Annotated in this window: 20 protein-coding genes and 3 pseudogenes; 3 read left to right on the top strand and 20 right to left on the bottom strand. The window is 48.8% G+C overall.

Annotation, left to right across the window (positions count from 1 at the left end):
* Positions 1–32: 32 nt before the first annotated feature.
* Positions 33–1,529 carry an EAL domain-containing protein gene (locus F0319_RS18115; RefSeq protein WP_240168115.1) on the bottom strand — a complete coding sequence of 499 codons (1,497 nt, stop codon included), beginning with the start codon at positions 1,527–1,529 and terminating at the stop codon, positions 33–35.
* A gap of 259 nt (positions 1,530–1,788) precedes the next feature.
* Here F0319_RS18115 and F0319_RS18110 point away from each other — a divergent pair, with 259 nt between their 5' ends.
* Positions 1,789–3,288 carry an EAL domain-containing protein gene (locus F0319_RS18110; protein ID WP_111965568.1) on the top strand — a complete coding sequence of 500 codons (1,500 nt, stop codon included), beginning with the start codon at positions 1,789–1,791 and terminating at the stop codon, positions 3,286–3,288.
* 288 nt (positions 3,289–3,576) lie between these two features.
* Here F0319_RS18110 and F0319_RS18105 read toward each other — a convergent pair whose 3' ends face one another.
* The 3 genes and pseudogenes from F0319_RS18105 to F0319_RS18095 form a co-directional block, all read right to left on the bottom strand.
* On the bottom strand, positions 3,577–3,822 hold the full coding sequence (locus F0319_RS18105) for a DUF2543 family protein (protein ID WP_149367495.1): 246 nt from the start codon (positions 3,820–3,822) through the stop codon (positions 3,577–3,579).
* A gap of 74 nt (positions 3,823–3,896) precedes the next feature.
* Positions 3,897–4,244: a DUF1304 domain-containing protein gene (locus F0319_RS18100; protein ID WP_149367494.1), complete on the bottom strand. Its 348-nt coding sequence runs from the start codon at positions 4,242–4,244 to the stop codon at positions 3,897–3,899.
* A gap of 77 nt (positions 4,245–4,321) precedes the next feature.
* Positions 4,322–4,492: pseudogene (locus F0319_RS18095) on the bottom strand (NADP-dependent isocitrate dehydrogenase); the annotation flags it as partial.
* A 379-nt stretch (positions 4,493–4,871) separates the two neighbouring features.
* Here F0319_RS18095 and F0319_RS18090 point away from each other — a divergent pair.
* Positions 4,872–5,312 carry a hypothetical protein gene (locus tag F0319_RS18090; RefSeq protein WP_065419809.1) on the top strand — a complete coding sequence of 147 codons (441 nt, stop codon included), beginning with the start codon at positions 4,872–4,874 and terminating at the stop codon, positions 5,310–5,312.
* 173 nt (positions 5,313–5,485) lie between these two features.
* Here the strand turns inward: F0319_RS18090 and F0319_RS18085 are convergent, their stop codons facing one another.
* The 3 genes from F0319_RS18085 to F0319_RS22285 all read right to left on the bottom strand — a co-directional run bounded on the left by F0319_RS18085 (position 5,486) and on the right by F0319_RS22285 (position 6,704).
* The gene (locus F0319_RS18085) at positions 5,486–5,842 is read right to left on the bottom strand and encodes a hypothetical protein (RefSeq protein ID WP_048979566.1); all 357 of its coding nucleotides are present in this window, start codon (positions 5,840–5,842) and stop codon (positions 5,486–5,488) included.
* A 79-nt stretch (positions 5,843–5,921) separates the two neighbouring features.
* A complete protein-coding gene (locus F0319_RS18080) occupies positions 5,922–6,479 on the bottom strand; it encodes a recombinase family protein (RefSeq protein WP_149367508.1) in 558 nt (185 codons plus the stop codon).
* Positions 6,480–6,509: 30 nt separating this feature from the next.
* The gene (locus tag F0319_RS22285) at positions 6,510–6,704 is read right to left on the bottom strand and encodes a hypothetical protein (RefSeq protein WP_188035111.1); all 195 of its coding nucleotides are present in this window, start codon (positions 6,702–6,704) and stop codon (positions 6,510–6,512) included.
* Between the two features lie 58 nt (positions 6,705–6,762).
* Here F0319_RS22285 and F0319_RS18070 point away from each other — a divergent pair, with 58 nt between their 5' ends.
* Complete coding sequence (locus tag F0319_RS18070; RefSeq protein ID WP_149367493.1) at positions 6,763–7,266, top strand: tail fiber domain-containing protein; 504 nt, start codon at positions 6,763–6,765, stop codon at positions 7,264–7,266.
* Here the strand turns inward: F0319_RS18070 and F0319_RS18065 are convergent.
* From F0319_RS18065 to F0319_RS18005, 13 genes and pseudogenes are all read right to left on the bottom strand, one after another.
* Positions 7,263–8,486: a tail fiber domain-containing protein gene (locus F0319_RS18065; protein ID WP_149367492.1), complete on the bottom strand. Its 1,224-nt coding sequence runs from the start codon at positions 8,484–8,486 to the stop codon at positions 7,263–7,265. The genes F0319_RS18070 and F0319_RS18065 overlap by 4 nt on opposite strands.
* Before the next feature lie 57 nt (positions 8,487–8,543).
* Entirely contained in the window at positions 8,544–8,783 is a 240-nt protein-coding gene (cor, locus tag F0319_RS22425; protein WP_072052383.1) for a phage exclusion lipoprotein Cor, read from the bottom strand.
* Positions 8,784–8,891: 108 nt separating this feature from the next.
* On the bottom strand, positions 8,892–9,569 hold the full coding sequence (locus F0319_RS18055) for a hypothetical protein (protein ID WP_149367491.1): 678 nt from the start codon (positions 9,567–9,569) through the stop codon (positions 8,892–8,894).
* Positions 9,569–9,871 (bottom strand): hypothetical protein, encoded by a 303-nt coding sequence (locus tag F0319_RS18050; protein ID WP_149323862.1) that lies wholly within the window; start codon positions 9,869–9,871, stop codon positions 9,569–9,571. The genes F0319_RS18055 and F0319_RS18050 overlap by 1 nt, the downstream gene beginning before the upstream one ends.
* On the bottom strand, positions 9,871–11,928 hold the full coding sequence (locus F0319_RS18045; protein WP_338070413.1) for a TipJ family phage tail tip protein: 2,058 nt from the start codon (positions 11,926–11,928) through the stop codon (positions 9,871–9,873). Before F0319_RS18045 ends, F0319_RS18050 begins: the two co-directional genes overlap by 1 nt.
* Positions 11,888–12,043 carry a hypothetical protein gene (locus tag F0319_RS22420; RefSeq protein WP_240168114.1) on the bottom strand — a complete coding sequence of 52 codons (156 nt, stop codon included), beginning with the start codon at positions 12,041–12,043 and terminating at the stop codon, positions 11,888–11,890. Before F0319_RS22420 ends, F0319_RS18045 begins: the two co-directional genes overlap by 41 nt.
* Positions 12,044–12,125: 82 nt before the next feature.
* Positions 12,126–13,817, bottom strand: a pseudogene (locus F0319_RS18035) (ClpP-like prohead protease/major capsid protein fusion protein); the annotation flags it as partial.
* Between the two features lie 226 nt (positions 13,818–14,043).
* Positions 14,044–15,048 (bottom strand): annotated as a pseudogene (locus tag F0319_RS18030) (phage terminase large subunit family protein); the annotation flags it as partial.
* On the bottom strand, positions 15,048–15,536 hold the full coding sequence (locus tag F0319_RS18025) for a DUF1441 family protein (protein WP_115876052.1): 489 nt from the start codon (positions 15,534–15,536) through the stop codon (positions 15,048–15,050). The pseudogene F0319_RS18030 and the gene F0319_RS18025, both read right to left, overlap by 1 nt.
* Positions 15,537–15,923: 387 nt before the next feature.
* The gene (locus F0319_RS18020) at positions 15,924–16,286 is read right to left on the bottom strand and encodes a hypothetical protein (RefSeq protein ID WP_149367490.1); all 363 of its coding nucleotides are present in this window, start codon (positions 16,284–16,286) and stop codon (positions 15,924–15,926) included.
* A gap of 113 nt (positions 16,287–16,399) precedes the next feature.
* Positions 16,400–16,939, bottom strand: a complete 540-nt coding sequence (locus tag F0319_RS18015) for a hypothetical protein (protein ID WP_149367489.1) — start codon at positions 16,937–16,939, stop codon at positions 16,400–16,402.
* Complete coding sequence (locus F0319_RS18010; protein WP_149367488.1) at positions 16,936–17,472, bottom strand: lysozyme; 537 nt, start codon at positions 17,470–17,472, stop codon at positions 16,936–16,938. The genes F0319_RS18015 and F0319_RS18010 overlap by 4 nt, the downstream gene beginning before the upstream one ends.
* Positions 17,472–17,687 (bottom strand): class II holin family protein, encoded by a 216-nt coding sequence (locus F0319_RS18005; RefSeq protein ID WP_149367487.1) that lies wholly within the window; start codon positions 17,685–17,687, stop codon positions 17,472–17,474. Before F0319_RS18005 ends, F0319_RS18010 begins: the two co-directional genes overlap by 1 nt.
* Between the last annotated feature and the right edge of the window lie 1,033 nt (positions 17,688–18,720).

Raw genomic sequence — 18,720 nt, 5'->3', positions numbered from 1 at the left:
AGCAGACAACGGAAGCTTGCCTTTATTTTGATTTACAAACTTACGATCTCCCTGGGTTTAGATAAAATGACTTTAATAAAATCGATATAGGAGACGGGCTTACCAAAATAATATCCCTGTAACAGGGTAATCTCATTACGGTTGAGATACTCCAGCTGCTCTTTTGTTTCTACTCCTTCAGCTACAATGCGCAATGAGAGTTTTTTCGCCAGATCAATGACGCAGTCCAGCAGGATCGTTGAGTCCTTTTCCTCTGAAACCCGGTTCACAAAGCTTTTATCAATTTTAATATAATCAATGGCAAGCGCATTAAGACATGACAGCCCGGAATAACCCGTACCAAAATCATCAAGGGCAATAACAAAACCGGCGTTATGCAGCATGTTGAGGTTTTCCACCAGGTGAGGATTATCGATCAGCGGTTCACGCTCGGTCACCTCGAGAACCAGTTTGACCTCTTTACCCTGAAACCCCTTCCCGAAGAGGCGACAGTCCCCGATAAAGGAAGGTGCATTGATGTGTCTGGCGCTGATGTTCACCCCGATATGAAACCCGTCCGGTAGCTTAGGCAACAGTGGTTTAAGCTGTGCGACCACTTTCGCCATCAACCCTTTGGTTAACGGGATAATTAAACCGCTACGTTCGGCAATCGGAATAAAGACATCCGGCGGGATAAAGCCTGACTTTGGATGTTTCCATCTCGCCAGGACCTCAACGCCGTACAACCCGCCGGTATCCCCGTTCACGATCGGCTGATAATAAGGCTCGATCTCCCCCTGCAAAATGGCTTTGCGCAAATCGTCTTCGAATGAGGTGCTTTTCCCCTTGTAACGACGGATCAAAATGCCCACCGCCACGGATAATGCAAGAATAAGCAGTATCAGGCTCCATCCCTGGTGCAGTAGCCGCGTCAGGCTAAAAAAGGCAGGAGGCTGCCAGGCCAGGCTAAAGGGGAAGTGCGAAGAGGTCGTCAGTGACCCCGCCCACGAGGCCGCTTTCCAGCCGGTCACATCACCGCTGCGGGTAAACATTCTTTCGCCGACAACCAGTCCCAGGCCAACGCTATTTGATGCGCTCGTAATGGCATCCTGCAAATGCGCGTCGCTGATGCTGACCATGACGCGCCCTCCCGCAACGGGCATCTGAAAGACAAGCACCGGCATGCCGTTCACCAGCCGATTGCCGGGTAGCAGCATCAACTTTTCGGCAGGTAAGGTCTCAGGGTGAATAATCAATACGCCATTCCCGGGAAGGGAAGTACAGATGATTCTGCCCTGCTGCTGGATCATGATGGCGCGCAGATGCGGTTTTAGCGCGGCTTCCGTCCCCAGCGCCAGCTGTCCGCTACTGGTACATCCCTGCTCCGCAACGCGCTTCGCCGTGTTGGCCGCACTGACTGCTTCAGCCAGAATACTTTCTATTTTTTGGGTGCCTGCCATCGCGGCATGACTATTACTCAGCTTCGCCATCTGCCATAGCTGCCAGTTAATAATCAGAATGCCGCTCAGAAAAAGAAACAGGGCACTCATAATAGGGATCATCACGTTGCGCACGATTTTTTCCTTAATAGAAAAAACAAGCATGGATGTTCTGGAAGAAAAGCCTGTGCTAATCCGGCGTTGCTTATGGCAATGAAAATAGCTTAGCTGAGAATTGTCTTAAAAAACTGATGCTTTCGTATGAGTTCACCTGCCCGAATTTGCTCACATGACGTGACTATCAGGCTTGTTCCTTGCCCAGGCTGTGTTAAGCTTTGTGAAATCAGGGAGCGGACTGGATATCTGGAAAATGAAAAAGCTCATTGCCGTTGCTATCGTTTCAACGCTTCTGGTCTTCCTGTCTCTTTATGCCGTCAATGCTGTCATCACAGGACAGCAGAAGAGCAAACAGCTCGAAATATCCCGAACCCTTTTACATTATTCAGAAGACCTGTCCCAAAACGTTGCGCTGGGCCTAAAAAGCATAACGACGCAGGGATGTGATAAAGCCAGCCTTGATAGCTACAGACAAATCAAGCTTAATAATCTTTATTTTGGCGATATAGGTTTTATCGAAAAGGGAAAAATAGTCTGTACCGCTTTTTGGGGGAAACTCGCAACGCCCGTTGCACTTCCTGCAGAACTGCATAAAACGCCGAGAGGCTTTCTCCTGGCCCAGTTTTCGCGAAAAGACTTTTTCACGGGCAACGCGGCAATTTATAACAATATTATTATCTTCACCTCCCGCTATGCTTACGATAAATTCAGCCCGGTTACCGCAAGTTATTCGCTAAGTGCTACCACGAAAGACTTCGGCAGAGTCTTTTTTTCGGCCGCTCCGGAGCTAAATCAGCAGAGCTGGCTGCATTCGACGTTGTTTACCCTGACCCTGACGCAGTGCAGCGCCTTCTGGGACCTGTGCGTCATCGTGAAGCATCATGACGCTGGGCTGGCCTCGTTACCTCCGTTTATCTTTGCGCTTCTTGCGGTCATTCTCTGTTTGATCTGGATCGCGATTACGTTGTTTATCTTCCGAATCTATGAAGATCGTTTTTCTCTGGAACGCACGCTGATCAAAGCCGTCATCACGAATACCATCTGCGTTAACTATCAGCCCATTATCCGTATTCGCGATCAAAAAATCGTGGGCGTCGAAGTTCTGTCGAGATGGCGCGATCAAAAGCACGGGGACGTCTCTCCGGAGCTTTTTATTCCATTAATTAAGAAGATTGGTCTGTATAAAAAATATTATAGTAATATTATCGAAAAATCCCTTTCCGAAATTGCCCCACTGGCAATAAAACACCAGCTGATAGTATCAATAAACGTTGGGCGGAAGGAAATTGAAGATGGACAGTTCATTACCATTTTGCGTCGTGCGTGTTTTGCCAATCACCTTCCCCTTTCCCTGATGAAGGTCGAACTCTCTGAGAAAGCCGTTTCCACGGCAGATATCCTGGAGGGATTCTGTCGGGAGCTCAAATCGCTCGGCGTTAAAATATCAATAGATGATTTTGGCGTGCAAAACTCGAACCTCGCACGCCTGTCGCTGCTTGAATATGATGAAATCAAAATTGATAAGTCGCTGGTGGACGGCATCAGCGAGCATTATAAACAAAACATCTTCGCTATCTTCAGCGATGCTCTTGCAAGATTGAATAAAACGCTTGTATTCGAGGGCGTGGAAAATGAAATTCAATATCGCTTTATTGCGGACAGATATCCCGATGCCCTGATCCAGGGATGGTATTTTTCAAAAGCACTCACCCGCAGCGAACTGGCGAAGCAACTCACCGGCGTCACACCGTAATCCAAAACTGGCGTGCCCGTTTTTTCCCGTCGGGCATTTCAATTTTTTACGCAAAAACATATAGTCGTCACAATCAGACGGTAGATTACCCTGAAGCACACTCATATTTTGGTTAAAAACGTGAAATTATCCTTACTATTCCCAGTGGTACTCTTTTGCCTGACCGTTATTTTCGCGCTGTTTATCGACGCCCCCGCTTCGCATATTCTGCGGAAAAAGTGCATGTGGTCCGATAGCGTGATGCTGAGCTGTATCGCAAAGCATCAGCATAACGGTTTTTGAAGCAGGCTATTCATTTCCCCACTGATTGAGGAAGTTCGCAATATCATCAATGCGCCCCGCACGGATCCCGGCCTCTGCGGCCATCTCCTGCTGGGCTTTCTCGCTAATCTCCTCGTTATTCGATAAACGGGTAAGCAGCAGCTGGAAATAATGCGCAAGCGCGTCGAGCTCTGACTCAGCGACGGACTCTGCGGCTTCCGTCGCGTACTCATCGGCAATGTCATAATATTTCAGTGGGATATCGTTGTTCATAACTGTCTCGTAGCAAACCTGTAAGGGTGAAGCCATCAGTATATCGGACGCCTTATCTCAACCAAAGCATTGCGTCAGATGAGCAACGCAAGCAGCGCCGCGAGAGCGGGTACGGCCTGTACATACAAAATTTTCCGGCTGGCGGTGGCTGCGCCAAACAGTCCGGCGATCAGTACACAGGTCAGGAAGAAGATGGCTACCTGGATCCCCTTTTCGCCGAGCCAGAGGCTCCAGAGCAGACCTGCCGCCAGAAAACCGTTATAGAGCCCCTGATTCGCGGCCAGTACGCGGGTATCGCGCGCAAAATCAGGACGCAGATTAAAGGCCTTGTGCCCTGTTTTGGTATTCCACAGGAACATTTCCAGCACAAGAATGTAGAGATGGATGAGTGCAACGACAGCGATAAGAATAGTAGCTAGCATCGTGTTGTCTCCCGCAGGCAGAGGCAAAAAAAACGGGAACCCTCAGGCCCCCGCTCTTGTTTAACCCAGAATCTGGATTACATGTTCGCGATAATCGCGTCGCCAAACTCTGAGCATTTCAGCAGCTTAGCGCCTTCCATCAGACGTTCGAAATCGTAAGTTACGGTTTTCGCGTTGATCGCGCCTTCCATACCTTTAACGATCAGGTCTGCGGCTTCGAACCATTCCATATGACGCAGCAGTATTTCATGAATTCAATCATGATGCATTGATTTTTAAGTAAAAACATCAGAAATGATGCTCTCGTCACACATTTTTAGCCGCAGGCTAACCAGTTGATTGTATTTAATTATTTTTGGGTTTTGATAACCATTTTTCAGTTGAAGAAATTATCTTCCTCTTGAGTACGCTAAATCAAAGGTGTTTTTAAATCACTCATGTTATCCATAATAATCAAATGCATACATTAATTTTTCGCCACTAAACCGTAATTTTCACATAAAATTAATCAATGACTTACGGTTATCGAAAGGTCACAATGGCGAAGGTTTTAGCGAAGATACCATTCATTTTACGTAGAAGATGATCTATAAATACTTAATATTTATTCATATCGAGTGATAAGTTATGGGTTTGTTCCATAAAGATTTTTTTGATAAGGCTTTTGATGACGAATTTGCTTTCCTCGGAAAATCCAGCGGCCAGCTTTTGACCGAAAGTACAAACGGAGAGCTTCTTGTCGATGGAACAGAGACTTACAACTTAGCTCAAACACATAAAAATGATTTGCACACGATGATGCGTTGCTGCGAATCCGAGCTAAAAAAAATGGATTTAGTTGGCTTAGTGGCTGCCCCATTTTACTTTGAGAGAGTAGCAATTTTAGCTAGGAAGGACAAAAACTATTCTTTAGAAATAGAAATTATTGAGAAATACATTAGCTCGATTAGAAAGTTCTATAATGAAAATGGGCTTCAATTGGGTGAAGGGGTGATGGCTGGCACGAGATATAAAGCCATCGAAGGAAGGTTATCTAAAGCTCATGAACTACTACTGAAAAATCCATAGTTATCCGTCATGGGGGGGGCGGAGGTTCAAACCCTCTCGTGCCGACCAAAAAAAACATTGAAAACCAGCCTCTTACGGCTGGTTTTCAATGTTTAAAATTTATACGGGGAATCATTAGGGAAAAATGGGGGAATAACCCCCGACAACGATAAAATCGTATAGGCCCATAATAATTATACGCCCTTTGACTTCCAAGTATTTATCTCAAATAAGACAGCACAATCCCCTTCATCATTCCAAACCGCCGAATTTAACCCCCAATAGAAGGTGAATTTTTTCCCACCTTTTTCTCTAACTGGTATCAGATTTTTACCTGACCGAGTATTAATAATTATTTCATCACCTTTTTTCGCATCATAAGAAGGCAACCAATAAGAATGCCTCAGTTTTGAAGAAATATTACCGTTATTCGTGTAGGTAGTATCTTGCAACATGTAATATTGTAATTTGCAGTCTTCATTCACATCTAAAACAACGTATTCCTCTTTCGCATCCCCATGATTATGGATACTTCTTATGCTTACTTTCATTTTAACACCTCGCTTTTTAATCAATCTTAGAGAGGTATTAGCCCTGAAACAACAAGGTTTTATGTGACAGTTGTCACGACTAAGTAGTTTGATCAGCTGGAAACTTCTTATAAAGAGTGCATACCGCTACATCATAAATAATTGCCACCTGCTTCCGATCCACTCCATTTGCGATCAATCTGCCAGCCTGAGCCCATTGCTCTTCGGTCAACTTTGGGCGTCGCCCACCTATTCGCCCTTTTTCTCTTGCCGCAGCCAATCCCGCCCGGGTTCGTTCCACAATCAACTCTCTTTCCATTTCCGCAAGTGCTGACATGATGTGAAATATAAAACGCCCCATTGGGCTGGATGTATCAATGCTGTCAGTGAGGCTCTTAAAGTGGATACCACGCTGACGGAGTTCATCCACCAGCAGTACCAAATTACGCATGCTACGACCAAGACGATCTAGCTTCCAGACCACAAGCGTATCGCCCTCATTCAGCGTTCTCAGAAGCTTTTTAAGCGCCGGCCGGTTCGCCACAGTACCGCTCATTTTTTCTTCGAAAATGTGTTCACATCCTGAGCGTTCGAGTGCCTGTCGCTGAAGATCCGTGTTTTGGTCATTTGTTGACACCCTTACGTAGCCAATTTGCATATTTTTCACCCAGTTATTTCTGCAAAAAAATCAGGTGAAGTTATCGGCCAGGCCGCTCGAGAGCAATCTATAAAACGTCGGTTTAGGAAACAGCGCAATCAGGGACGTCGGCGCAGCGGCGGGATCGGTCGCAGCCGGCGATGATTCACGGCTGGGTACGGTGAACGGAAAATCAGGAGGCACGATTTCATCTGCTTTAAATGCCACTGGTTCAATAAATGTCATTACTCAGTCCAGCAGTTTCGGAGTGTTTGCGTTCAAGTATCCGGGCTCTCTGGATAGTATGTCCTACTCCTTCTGCGAAAATTATGGTGATCTGGTATTTGTCACAACCCAGGCAGCCAAACCCGGCACAGAAAAATATTTCGCAATGCGGGGAGATAGATTTATTACCCCTGGAAATATCACCTGCGCATCACTGACACAGACTTCAGATGCGGATAAAAAAGACGATGTCAAAGCCATCGAGAACGCACTCGACAAAGTAATGAGCTTAAGTGGAGTGACATTCAACTGGAAGGATAGCGGTCTTCCATCTGCTGGGGTTATTGCCCAGGAACTCATCAAAGTTCTGCCGGAGGCTGTCGGGTCAGTATTTGAAGATCATGATCAGTATGAGTCAGTTGAAGAATTTAATGAGGCTGGTGAGGTGACATTCACCCAGCAACTGACAAGAAAAAGAGATGACAGTAAGCGCAGCTATACGGTGGAATATGCAGGTGTTATCGCCCTTTGCCTCCAGGCCATTAAAGAACTTAACGACAAAATCGAAGGCAGGTCGCGTTAAGATATTCCTAGTTGACGCTCAAGGTTTTCAACTTTCACCATTAAAGCAAGGATCGCCTCATGGTGAAGAGCCGCGGCAACACCAAACGTATCAACAGATTTTACATCCTCAATCTCTGTTCCATTTCGTAAGGTTGTTTTCCCATAAGATTTCACAGCGTCAGGAAAAGCCTTCTCAACTTCCTGAGCTATGAAGCCATACCCATGCGCAGGAGTGTCGAGGCGGTCCCATTCAACGCCTCGAAGCTGCTGCATTTTCATAAGTGGATCAGCGATTACCGTTACATTTTCTTTGATACGCTCATCAGATGCCGTTACCCAATTGCCTGTGGCAGCGCCATTGGAATGGAAAACCCAGGTGACCATCCCTTCCTGATTAGACCCTTTCAGGTTTAGTGTGACATTATCAAAATTAGCCCCGCCACCACGGGCTCCCCCGAAAGACCATTCTCCTGTATACCAGGTACCTTTGATGAGGTTGACGTAATTACCTGTATTTGGGTTATAGCCACTGGCCACGACCAGGCTGATGCCATTATTCATCAATCCACCGCCACCATTATCCCCAGAATTGACGGAAAAACCGGGGTTACCGTTAATCCCTGGCTGGACTGTAATTGGGCTCGTAATTTTCCCTCCCGCTTTCTGATCGACAGTATTTAAGCGCGAATCATCGCCGGCTGCGACCGATCCCGCCGCTGCGCCGACGTCCCTGATTGCGCTGTTTCCTAAACCGAGGTTTGTGCGAGCGCCTGATTCAGTTGTCGAACCGGTGCCGCCCTGGTTAACAGGTACGGCCCCGCCGCTCTTCGTTGCCATATTGTCAGACAGATATTTCCATGAAGGGCCGTTGAAGGTAGTGCCGTCTGGCAGCTTCACTGTGATGTTTCCAGCGGCGCAGTAAACCTGCTGCCAGTTCTGTTTGTCGTAATTCAGTCCACGCAGCGCTTCAGCACTTTGCGCCACCAGCGCGGCAGTTACCATGTTCAGCGCCACGCGGGGGACGGCTGACCATGCAGCGCCGGATTGCGTTGGCCCGGTGAAGTTACTGACAAGCGTGAGCTGCGTGTCACTATCGACTGTTTTCACTGGCAGCGTATACGGAACTCCGCCCACAGTAGAAACAATGAAGTCACCTGCGGTGAGTTCTGTTGCGAATGAGGTTCCAGAACCGCCAACAATAGCGGACCCGTTTGTCAGGGTGATGGTACCTGCCGACATAAAGGACTCCTGAATTCAGATAATAAAAAAACCCGTCGGAGCGGGTTTTCGTGTTGTTCATTTTAAACAGGTTGACCTGGTGAAGTTGTTTTTACTTATCCACCGCCAGCTGAAAGGATATCCAGCTTTGTATTCAACCTGGTTTGCTACTTGTCGCACACCATATATCTGTACGGTTTGTTCCTGCCCACCTAAAAGGGTTACAGCCTCACACACAGGAAGCTGCTTCTCAAAGATGTTTGCTGAGCAAGCAGAAAGAAGACAGACAATTAGCAAACTACCGAGTATTTTTTTCATTTTTTATCCCTGAGGTAATTCGTACTTTGAAACTTAACCTGACGGGAAAATTAATGAAAATAGATTGAGCAGATCAATATCGATTAATTGATCGTTTTAAACGATCAATTAATCGAATGCAGTCGTGTTGATTGCCGTCAAAGCTATTCCAGTCGTAGTCCCACCCGCAGCAGAACCGGTAGCCGTTGTCGAAGGCGCCGCATTAATCCTGGTTGATGAACCATTAAACCGACATCCTGAGTAGGCAGTGATATTCACAATAGTGGGTGGTTTAGTGTTATTGTTCTGGATGATCTGGGAGCCAAGAATAGCGGGTGCCACCGCATAACTACCAGGCAGAGTGACGTCAATATTAATTCCACCTGTCGTAGCTCCTGGCGTCCCAACAGTCACAAGGTCACTCAGTATCCGACTCTCGTTTGTCAGAACCAGCTTCCCGGTGGCATCCCAGATAGCAAATCCCCATTTGGGCAATGTCTGAGGATAAATAGCAAAGATGTAAGCCGTTAAGGTATGTGACTGTGCATAGGCATTGCTCGATCCAACAAGAATATTTCCTCCTGATCTGGCTGCAGTAACCATAGTAGGCTGAGCAGTATCACTCGTTTTGCAAAAAACCATTGCCGGATAAGAAACATCCAGAGCTATTGTTGCAGATGCACCGTGATATGCCCCGCTTGCTACTGAGTCAACCACTACCTTCCTGTAGAGACAAAATGGTGTGGACTGTGGCGTAATAAAGGGATTTCCATTATCCAGAGTTATCAGTGCGCCATAATCTGCCATTATGCCTTCTCCACAAAAACTACGAGCTCACATTCAGAGGCTGGATAGTTTCCAATCCCAACGCTGTTTGCCGCGCCAAGAGTTATCGTATTTCCGCTGGCGACGATACGGCGCCCCACCGAGACCGCTCCCCTATCCAGAGAAACGACAAACCCGACCTTCATTCCTGCCGGAATTGTAAACGACCAGCTTCCGGAGTTTTGCCCCTCAGAAAGTTGAATACGTCCGACCACAGATACTGGCTTAATACCGTAATTATTCGGGTTACCATTGGCATCCCATGTCTGAATGCCCCACGTCATTAAAATACCCCTGTAAGTTTACCAATCTGTACGCGGAGGACGCCGTTCGCATCCCTGATGCTGTCAGTAACGTTCGTGGTCTTTCTTGCGCCCTGCCCGTCACTGCCGTAGTTTTCCCAGGAACCCCCTTTGTCCAGTTTCCATCCGGCCTGTCCTGGGACGTAATTGTTGGACTGGATAAAGTTGCCGATTTTGGCATTGGTGATAGTCCCATCCTGAATAAAACCTGAACTGATAAAGACCTGGCCATTAACCACCGCGAACGGTGAATATTGCGTATTACTACTGCCACTCATCAGCACGAACTGATTAGCGTTAAAACCAACACGGGTAACTACCGGCTTCCCGGCCTCAGCAAGCACGGCAATCGACATCCCGGCGTTGTACATCATCCCGTTTATCCTCACGCCTGTTTTGAGGGTGTAGATTGCAGAAGCACCGGAGGCATCGACGACGGCTGTAAGTTTGTCTTCCAGTGAAGCAGTGACGTCCTCTATCCGCGCCTGTACCTGCGTTGATAGCTCGGCCATTGCCTTATCCACCTCTGCAATAGTCGTTTTCACAACCAGGATATCGGCACGTACCTCTCCGTATTGCGCCCATTGATGTTCAAAGGTTCCATGGTTGGCCAGCGCGTTCTGCATTGCAGCTTCAAGACTGGTATCAATATCGCTGGTCAGGCGGTCACCGTCGGCCGAGGTAAGGAAATCGTCTGCAATATCACCCAGATAATCATCGGCGTTATCGTTAGACATCCCCCTGATCCAGTCGGTATACCCGGACTCGTTACCCGTTCTGTCAACCAGCTGCGCGCGGTACCAGAATTCCTGCCCTGCTTTAAGGCCGAGCTGGGTGTATTCCGCAGATGGATAAGGCACATCTGAGAGCAAGAGTGGATTTGAAAAGTCACTGTTGGCCGTGTACTGGATTTCTGTTTTGAGGGTATCGCCGGTGTTTGCCGGAAAACCCCAGTTCAGACGGATCCCCCAGTTAATGCCCGTGGCCGTGAATCCTACTGGCTTAGGCGGATTACCTACTTTGCCGGTCAGGATCTTCTCTTCTGAATATCCCCATCCTGAGGAAATTTCAGCGGCATTAATTGCGCGCACGCGCACCAGGTAGCGACCGGAATAAATCCCCGGGACGTCAAATGACGTGGTGGAGCTGCGCGGCATGTTCACCCAGTTTCCATCATTGCGGCGCCACTGCCCCTCATAGGCGATAGCATTCTGCGCCTGGTCCCAGCTGACGCGCATCGTTTCGACGCTGATATTCTGCTGAACCACAGAAAACGAGCTGATCACGATGTTAGCTGGCGGTGACTGATTACCAGGAGGTATTACACTTATTGGCCGCTGGTCGATAATTGCGCCAGTATCGATACGGGCATATTTATCCGGATCGTGCCATGCAGCGGTGATCGAGAAGGTGCCATTATCGTTATCGCTTACGCTGACAACGCGGTACTGCTGAGCGTAAAGCTCGTCAGATTCCACCACCCAAACAGCTTCGGCCTGTGGCGTCTCACTGTATGCCGTGGTGACTGTGACTGATTCACCGTTCACGGCCTGAATGGTCCTGCTCTGCGACGCTCCGGAAGGTAGGTTGAGAATAAGGCGATCACCTGCCGCCGCATCTGCCACGCGGTCAAGTTTGATAACGCGACCGTTAACGGCGCTGATGCGGCCGCCCATAACCTTTCCGGAAAGCAGTTCGTCTGCCACGGCGATGATGTAGCCCGGCTGTGGTATGTTTCCATCCAGGCCGACATCGAACGAAACAACACGGTCTTTATTGTTGGTGAGGATGCCCCAGCGGCCTTTTCGGTTTGCTTCTGATTGCCGGGTGCATCCGATAGCCGTGATCTCCAGTTGATTAAAGCCGTAACGTGCCACCAGCGCCTGCTCAAATACGGGCTCCATCGCGTCAGCGTAGGCGTTATCCGGATCGGACCAGGATACCAGCGCTGTGGTGTATCGGGTTTTCGTGGTGCTGCTCGAATAGCTGAAGCGACCGTCAATAACGTTCGCGCGCGTATATGCGGGCAACCTGCTCACTAAACGTGGCGCTGTCGACGTCAAGGTTGATGACCAGATCGCCGCTGTGAACATCGGTTGCACCACTGTTTACCAGAGGGATCGTTTTCCCGTCCTGCGCATAGTTCTTAGCCATAACTTCTCCATTCAGCCCCTTGCGGGGCCGGTTTCAGGTATAAAAAAAGCCCTTACGGGCGTCTGTTTGTCAGGACTGTTTTTTACTGACCAGAGGATTTGGTCATGCCGCGATAGTCCAGCGGCGCCACACCGGCATCAATACGCACTTTCGTGGCGATACCATCAGTGGTGAAGCCTTCCTGCTGATCGATGTACGGCGTGTCGACGCCGTTGAGATAAGCGACCTCAATGGTGTCGGTGCCCTTCGCGGCAGCCAGATACCAGGCTTTCGCATCAGCTTCATCCAGGCGTGGTTCGGCAATGACTTCTGCAAAGTTCTGGATAGGGTTAACGATCCCGGCATTGATGTCTGCACCTTTAACACTGGCCGACTTGATGGTCTGATTTGCCAGAGTTTCCAGGGCGACGGGCACCAGCATGTAGGCCGGACGGATATTCAGGGTTCGCTCCCCTTCCTTCTGCAGACGCATCAGCTTGCGCGATTCGTCCAGGCTGGCCACAGAAATTGCGCCCGCGCTCAGGTTCTTGTGATCGGCATGGAACAGCGCCTTTCCGTCTGAGAGTTTCGGGTTTTTGGTCAGGATGGCGTAAACCAGATCGCCAATCGTTGCTTTCGCCGCGCGCCCCATCTTCATCGGTACGTCGGTAAGCTGGTTCAGATCGTCGTTAATGATCGCCTGGCGAGTTACTGAGAAGATTTCACCATAAGTGGCAAGCGCGATAGTTTCGCCTTTGTCACTGGTAGTGATGTACTTGTACTCAGCCCCTTCGCGAACCTGTCGCAGAGAAGGAAAACCACCCATACCGACACGATGCGCCGTTTTGAAGTCTGACAGCTGGCCTTTTTTGGTCCACTGCTCAAAGGTTTCCTGCGCCTCGTCCCAGCCCTGAATCAGCGCTTTGTTCGCAACATCGAGCAGAATGTTGCCAAAGTCAGAGGTGCTGTGGGTCAGCGCCAGGCCAACCATCTGCATCGGGTTGTAGCTGGCCACACCAATACCTTTTTCTGTCAGGGCCATACGCGCATACTCGCGCAGCGTCATACCGTTATAAACGTTATCCTGCTCCTGACCTGCGAATCCCGCACGCGCCATCAGTGCCTGGCGAATACCATCCGCGACGAAGTTACCGTTGCCCGCATGAATATGCGGCTGGGTGGTTTTATTGGACGGCGTGGCCGTTTTACCGAGTTCTGCCAGCAGCAAATCTTTCGCCTTATCGACGGAACAATCAGGGTCGGCCACACACTGATTCTGCAGTTCCATGTGCTTATTGCCGAACATGGCAAAGAGATCGCCGATAGCGTTAACACGGGCTTTCTGCTCAGCCATCACCTGCGCGCGGATCGCATTTTCATCCGGTGGTGCAGGGTCTGTTTTTGCCTGCGGTGCCTGAGGCTGGGTAATAACCGGGTCACGCTGGGTAGTGTTGCGCGGCGGGGTGATCATGTTGCGAATGCTTTTTGGCATTTTTTCAAATTCCTCAATACGTTTTGAATGAATACAGGCCATAGCCTGAAGGGATGGTGTCACCTGGTCGGCAAAACCCAGTTCAAGGCACTCGCTGCCGTTCATCCAGGTTTCGTCCTCCAGCATTGCCGCAATTTCTTCGGTGGATTTTCCGGTTTTCTGCGCATAAGCCGGGATAAGAACGGATTCAACCTTGTCGAGAAGATCCGCATAGTCGCGCATATCGCTCGCATCACCACCAGCAAACCCCCAGGGCTTATGGATCATCATCATCGTGTTTTCAGGCATGATGACCGGATTCAGTAGCAGCACCGCCGCGGATCTGCGTTTTCCAGGCATTCGCTTCTTTAACGGGATCAATCCACGGCATAACGGGCCCCGAATAAACCGCGTTATAAAGCGAGTCCATATCGATGCCTCTCGGCAGCTTGATTTCTCCGACAGCAATAGCCATCTTCAGCCAGGCCCGGTACATGGGCCGGGTCACTGAACCGATGAACCAGTCCTGAAGAATCAGATATCCGTCGGTTGCCGGACCTTCCATCCAGAAGGAGGCAATACGGGAACGACGGCCATCACCGCTAACCTGGCCTTTACTGTCGATGGTTTGCCCGTCCCGGAGCCAGACACATTTCATGTTCAGCGCACGCTTCATGTCCGGCGTTATCCTGCCTTTACAGGCAGGGCACTGAAGAAACGCCGCTTCGCTGGCAAGCACAGGATCGCTGCTGTCGCGGTATCCGGTCATATTGTCCATTTCCGGCTGGAAATATTCGCCGCAATGCGGGCATGGCCAGTAAAGACGACGGCGGTCACCACGGTTATAGAGCGATAAAATTCCGGTGGTCGGAGGGGCTTCATGGGGCGTGGAGCGCCGCCATTTTGTGTCTCTGATATCCCTCCCGGGCGAGCTTTCAACCAGCGTCATCCCGGAGGACATAAATGTCGTGGTACGTTTCGATGCCAGTGAAAAAGCATCCCCCTCCCCGTCGATATCTTCCGGAAAGCGGTCATAATCCGTCAGCGCTACACTCTTATAGTCCGAGGACGACATGATATTGACGGATGGCCAGCCCAGCTTCAGATAGTTACCGGCGCGGAATGTACGGTCGTAGACGTTGTTATCGTTACGTCTTGGGCTTAGCCGGGTTTTAACTTCAGGGCTACAGCGAAAAGTACGGTCCAGGCGTTTTTTGGAATGCTCGCGCGCTTTTTCCTCAGATACCTGAATTACAAGCATATCTGCCGGATCGCAGACAATGTTATAAACAATCCAGCCGTCAATCAGCCCGATGGTTTTACCCGTTCGCGCCGGGCCCACAAACACCACCGCATCGTATTCACGCGATGCCAGGCAGTTCATCGGCTCAATCACATAGGGTGCCAGATCCGGATCCCACGGAACTGAGTTTCCCGCCCCCATTGGCACGCGCATATAAGTACTGACCGCATCGGCCACCGGCATACGACGCGGGGCTCGTAAAATACCGGAAACATCGCGGCGGATGTCCCTGGCGGATGCCCGCTTTGCCATCAGTCCTCCTCAGGCTCTTCCTCCTCTTTTTCAGCGTACTGCACCCTCTCCGCCATCTGGTCGCGCAGATCATCGATAACGCTTTGCACACGAACTACCGCAGCAGGCGTTAAAGCACAGTCGCGCTCGAGCACATCCGGGAGGGTTTCAAGTACCATGACGACGGCTTTCGCCATCAATGAGAATTCTCGCGCCACTTCATCTGCGGGTATTAACTGCCCCGTATCCTGTTCGTACTTCAGCCTCTCATTCTCTGCTTTCCAGTGGGATAGCCTGTCTGATGGGGGCATATCATCGATATTGGCCGAAACGGTAGGGATCATCAGTTCGGTCAGAATGTCGGTCACCAGATAGAGCTTTAACTTGCTGTTGCTGCCCGGAGCAGGTTCGACATTTTTCAGTCTCGCGGCAACCGTCTGACGGTGTACGCCGGTTATCCCTGCCAACTGGTTGATATTGAGTTTTAAAGTGGCAATTTCCTGGTCCATGATGGTGAACACTTTTTGAACGATTCGACATCTTGCGAAAATGGCCTCTAATGAAATCAGAGACCTGCGCACATGATGATGATGACCCTGGATCCGAAAAACTAGCCGTTTCCCGCGAGCGCGCCGCCCCGTGGCAGGCAACCACACCAGGAGGACCCATAAAAAAATGAAGGCTTGGTAGCCTCTCCCCCAAATGTTCTGATATCAACGCGCATTGCTGAAGAGTAGACCGTTCGTTTGAATCCATCTGAGGTGAAGACCGCCAAAAGTAAACGCTTGGCTCCATTTCGCAGTTGGCGATCTATACATAGAACGTGTGAATACACAGAAAAAAGCCATCAGCTTATGCCGATGGCTTGAAAGAAATTACCTTTTTTTAAAAAAGAGTTATTTGGTTTCTTCAAATTTCAGGATGGCCGTAGATGTGTAAGAACGGCCTACATGAATGAGTATTTCATTTTTCACTTTATGTCCCTTAAAGAAGTCAACCATCAAATCTTTGATTTCATTAGCTATTTCCTTAGAGGCATCTTTGATTGATCCAGATTTATAGCAATTGTCATCTTCTTCAACTTTATGAGATTTGTAACCTAAATAGACATTTTCGGGGAAAACATGTCCTTGATTACTTTCTTTAACAAAGCCATGCTCAGCCAACATTTCGGAAACCTGTCTGTAAACATCAGTTTTCCCATTCGCTGTGATGTCAAATGTCACAACTACACTGAATTTCATATCTACCAGAGCCATTTTTTTCTCTCAAATTATTTAGTTATGAGAAATGTAAATGGTATCTCTAGTTAGCTAAATCAAGGGCAAAAGCCCTACCAAATATGGTGATATCTGCATGAAGTAAACAGCAACTATGGCTGTTTTTGGCCGTTTGGTAAAAACCTTGTTTCCTCTAAATTCCTTATCCCATTCAATTGATTATTTGCTTTTTCTATAGTGGCGATTAGCGGCTGAATCCAGAGAACGGCCTGGCAGTACGTCATTGAGCTGGAGGCAGCGGCACGATCATTGGTTTCATCAGGTCTGCCGGTATCGGAGTGCATGGCGCTGGCACGTAAACGGTACGCGTATTCGAGCAGCCCACCAGCAATGTCAGTAGGAACAGGCAGATCGCAGGTCTTTTCACGGCGGAGAATCTCTCGATATTCGATTATGGTTTCTTCGGTGCTGGTGTCTATTAGGGAGTTAAGCCTGTTGGTATGTTCTGTAACCTGATTGAATCGATTGAAGTTGAATGCCTGGGTGGTGATTACCAGCCCCTGCAAAGAGTTGTCACTTCGCAGAACGTCGTTATCGCTCTGAAGACTACTGGCGTTTGAACAACTCTTAACGAGAGCGACCGAAAGGCCAGCAATAATGACAACGCCGATAAGACCCGGATTAATTTTCATTGGTCCAGCTCCCAGCATGTCAGCGCACTTTCCTGATCGCGCCGTTCGACCTGTCCATAACAGCCATTCTTCTGGCCTTTAGTCAGACGGCAATCTCGTCCACCGTCCTTAATCCACCAGTGGATTGCTTCGCATGCCCCTCTACGGTCACCAGCATTGATCCGCTTATAGAAGGTCGATGGGAAGCATTTACCGGGACCGATGTTGTACGGGCAGAAGGATGCGATGCCCACCTTCTGCGGCTCTGTCAGAGGCACTTTGATATTGTGATCAACCCAGGCCAATGCCCTATCGCGTTCAATAGCGTTAACCTTCCGGCATTGTTCCTCTGTGGCCCTCATACCTTGAACAACACGTTTGCCATCGATGACGGTCACGCCGTGACATAAAGACCAGACGCCACCCGGATCAACAACGGCCACAAGCGCATTACCTTCTTTCTCACTGATAAACTGGTCGAATATAAATGGCGCAGTTGCTCCGGACGCGATTAGCGCCAACATAGCTGCGCTGAGCTTTGACTTATTAGACATTATTCACCCCGTGTAGCTCTTCGACGGTCCGCTTTGATTTGGAAGTAGAGGTTTGTAAGAAAGGTGAGCAAGCCGAACAGTAAACTACCGATCACACCTATAGCGGCCCACTGCTCGGGGGAGTAGCCATCAAGAAGTCTTCTAAACCAGTAAATGGCACTACCTCCCGATGCGCCGTAGGAAATGCCAGTAGTTATTTTGTCCATTCGATACATGCTCTCACCTCGCTCTATGCGGGTGCTGTCGTGAGAATAAAAAAAGCCCGCTTTTGAAGGCGGGCTAATGAGTTGACTATTAGTAAGGTAGGTGTGAGAAAGACCTATGCTCAGGAGCGAAGCTGTATCGGCTGATTCACTATCGGTTATGAATAACCGTCAGGCATTCAGTGACTTCCCACAATTCTAAGCGTAGCAGCCGTTTGCAAAATCATAAAAAAGGCCTGCGTTTTATGGCAGGCTCTCAAGGAATTTGAAACTTGTATTATTGTTGTCATGGTGCATGGTGCCTCCCGGTGACTCTACCCCAGTCAGCAAAGCCGCGCGCATACCTGCAGATAGCAGTTGACTGGAACGCCCTTTCGCTTAGAAAGGATTCACCACACAAATAAAATACGTCTCATTCATTCCCACAGTCAATGATTGCCTGTCGCGAGACCTCTCAGAACAATGGGAAACAAAAAAGGCCGCGTAATGGCAGCCTTTTGAAAATAATTTTAGTCACTTACATCTGAACGCTTCAGGGATAGATGGGTTTTCCCCAGATCGGCAAGAAGGACACCACGATTGAACAATGTGCCTACCATCGCCCATATCCCTGTACCCAAAGTCCTCTGTTTTATAAAACACATGAACTCCAGCATCTGCTGAACACTTTGGACAAGACTTATAATCAATACCTTTATGCACAGCATCTTGCGAATCGTTTAGAGAACATCCACAGACAGCGCAACCTCCCATAGAACTACTCCTTCCTTTGGCTAAAGGATATCAATAGCAAAGAGCAACGGATATATCGTTGACATAGATCGATTTTTGGGAGGTGAAAGACATACCTAAGTAGGATGCTTAGAGACCACTCTTAACAGGTTACAATAGTTTTTGCGTACGCGTTACACTTTTCGTATCATTGAATCTGAATCGCCACGGATAATCTAGACACTTCTGAGCCGTTGATAATATAGGTTTTCATATTCAGCCGGTGGCATCTGCTCGCTCGAACCATGCCGACGCTTACTGTTATAAAACATTT

The organism is Enterobacter vonholyi (genome assembly GCF_008364555.1).
In the GTDB taxonomy this organism is placed as follows: domain Bacteria; phylum Pseudomonadota; class Gammaproteobacteria; order Enterobacterales; family Enterobacteriaceae; genus Enterobacter; species Enterobacter vonholyi.
Note: the sequence above shows the minus strand (reverse complement) of the source record. Positions and strands in the feature narration are given on the sequence as shown.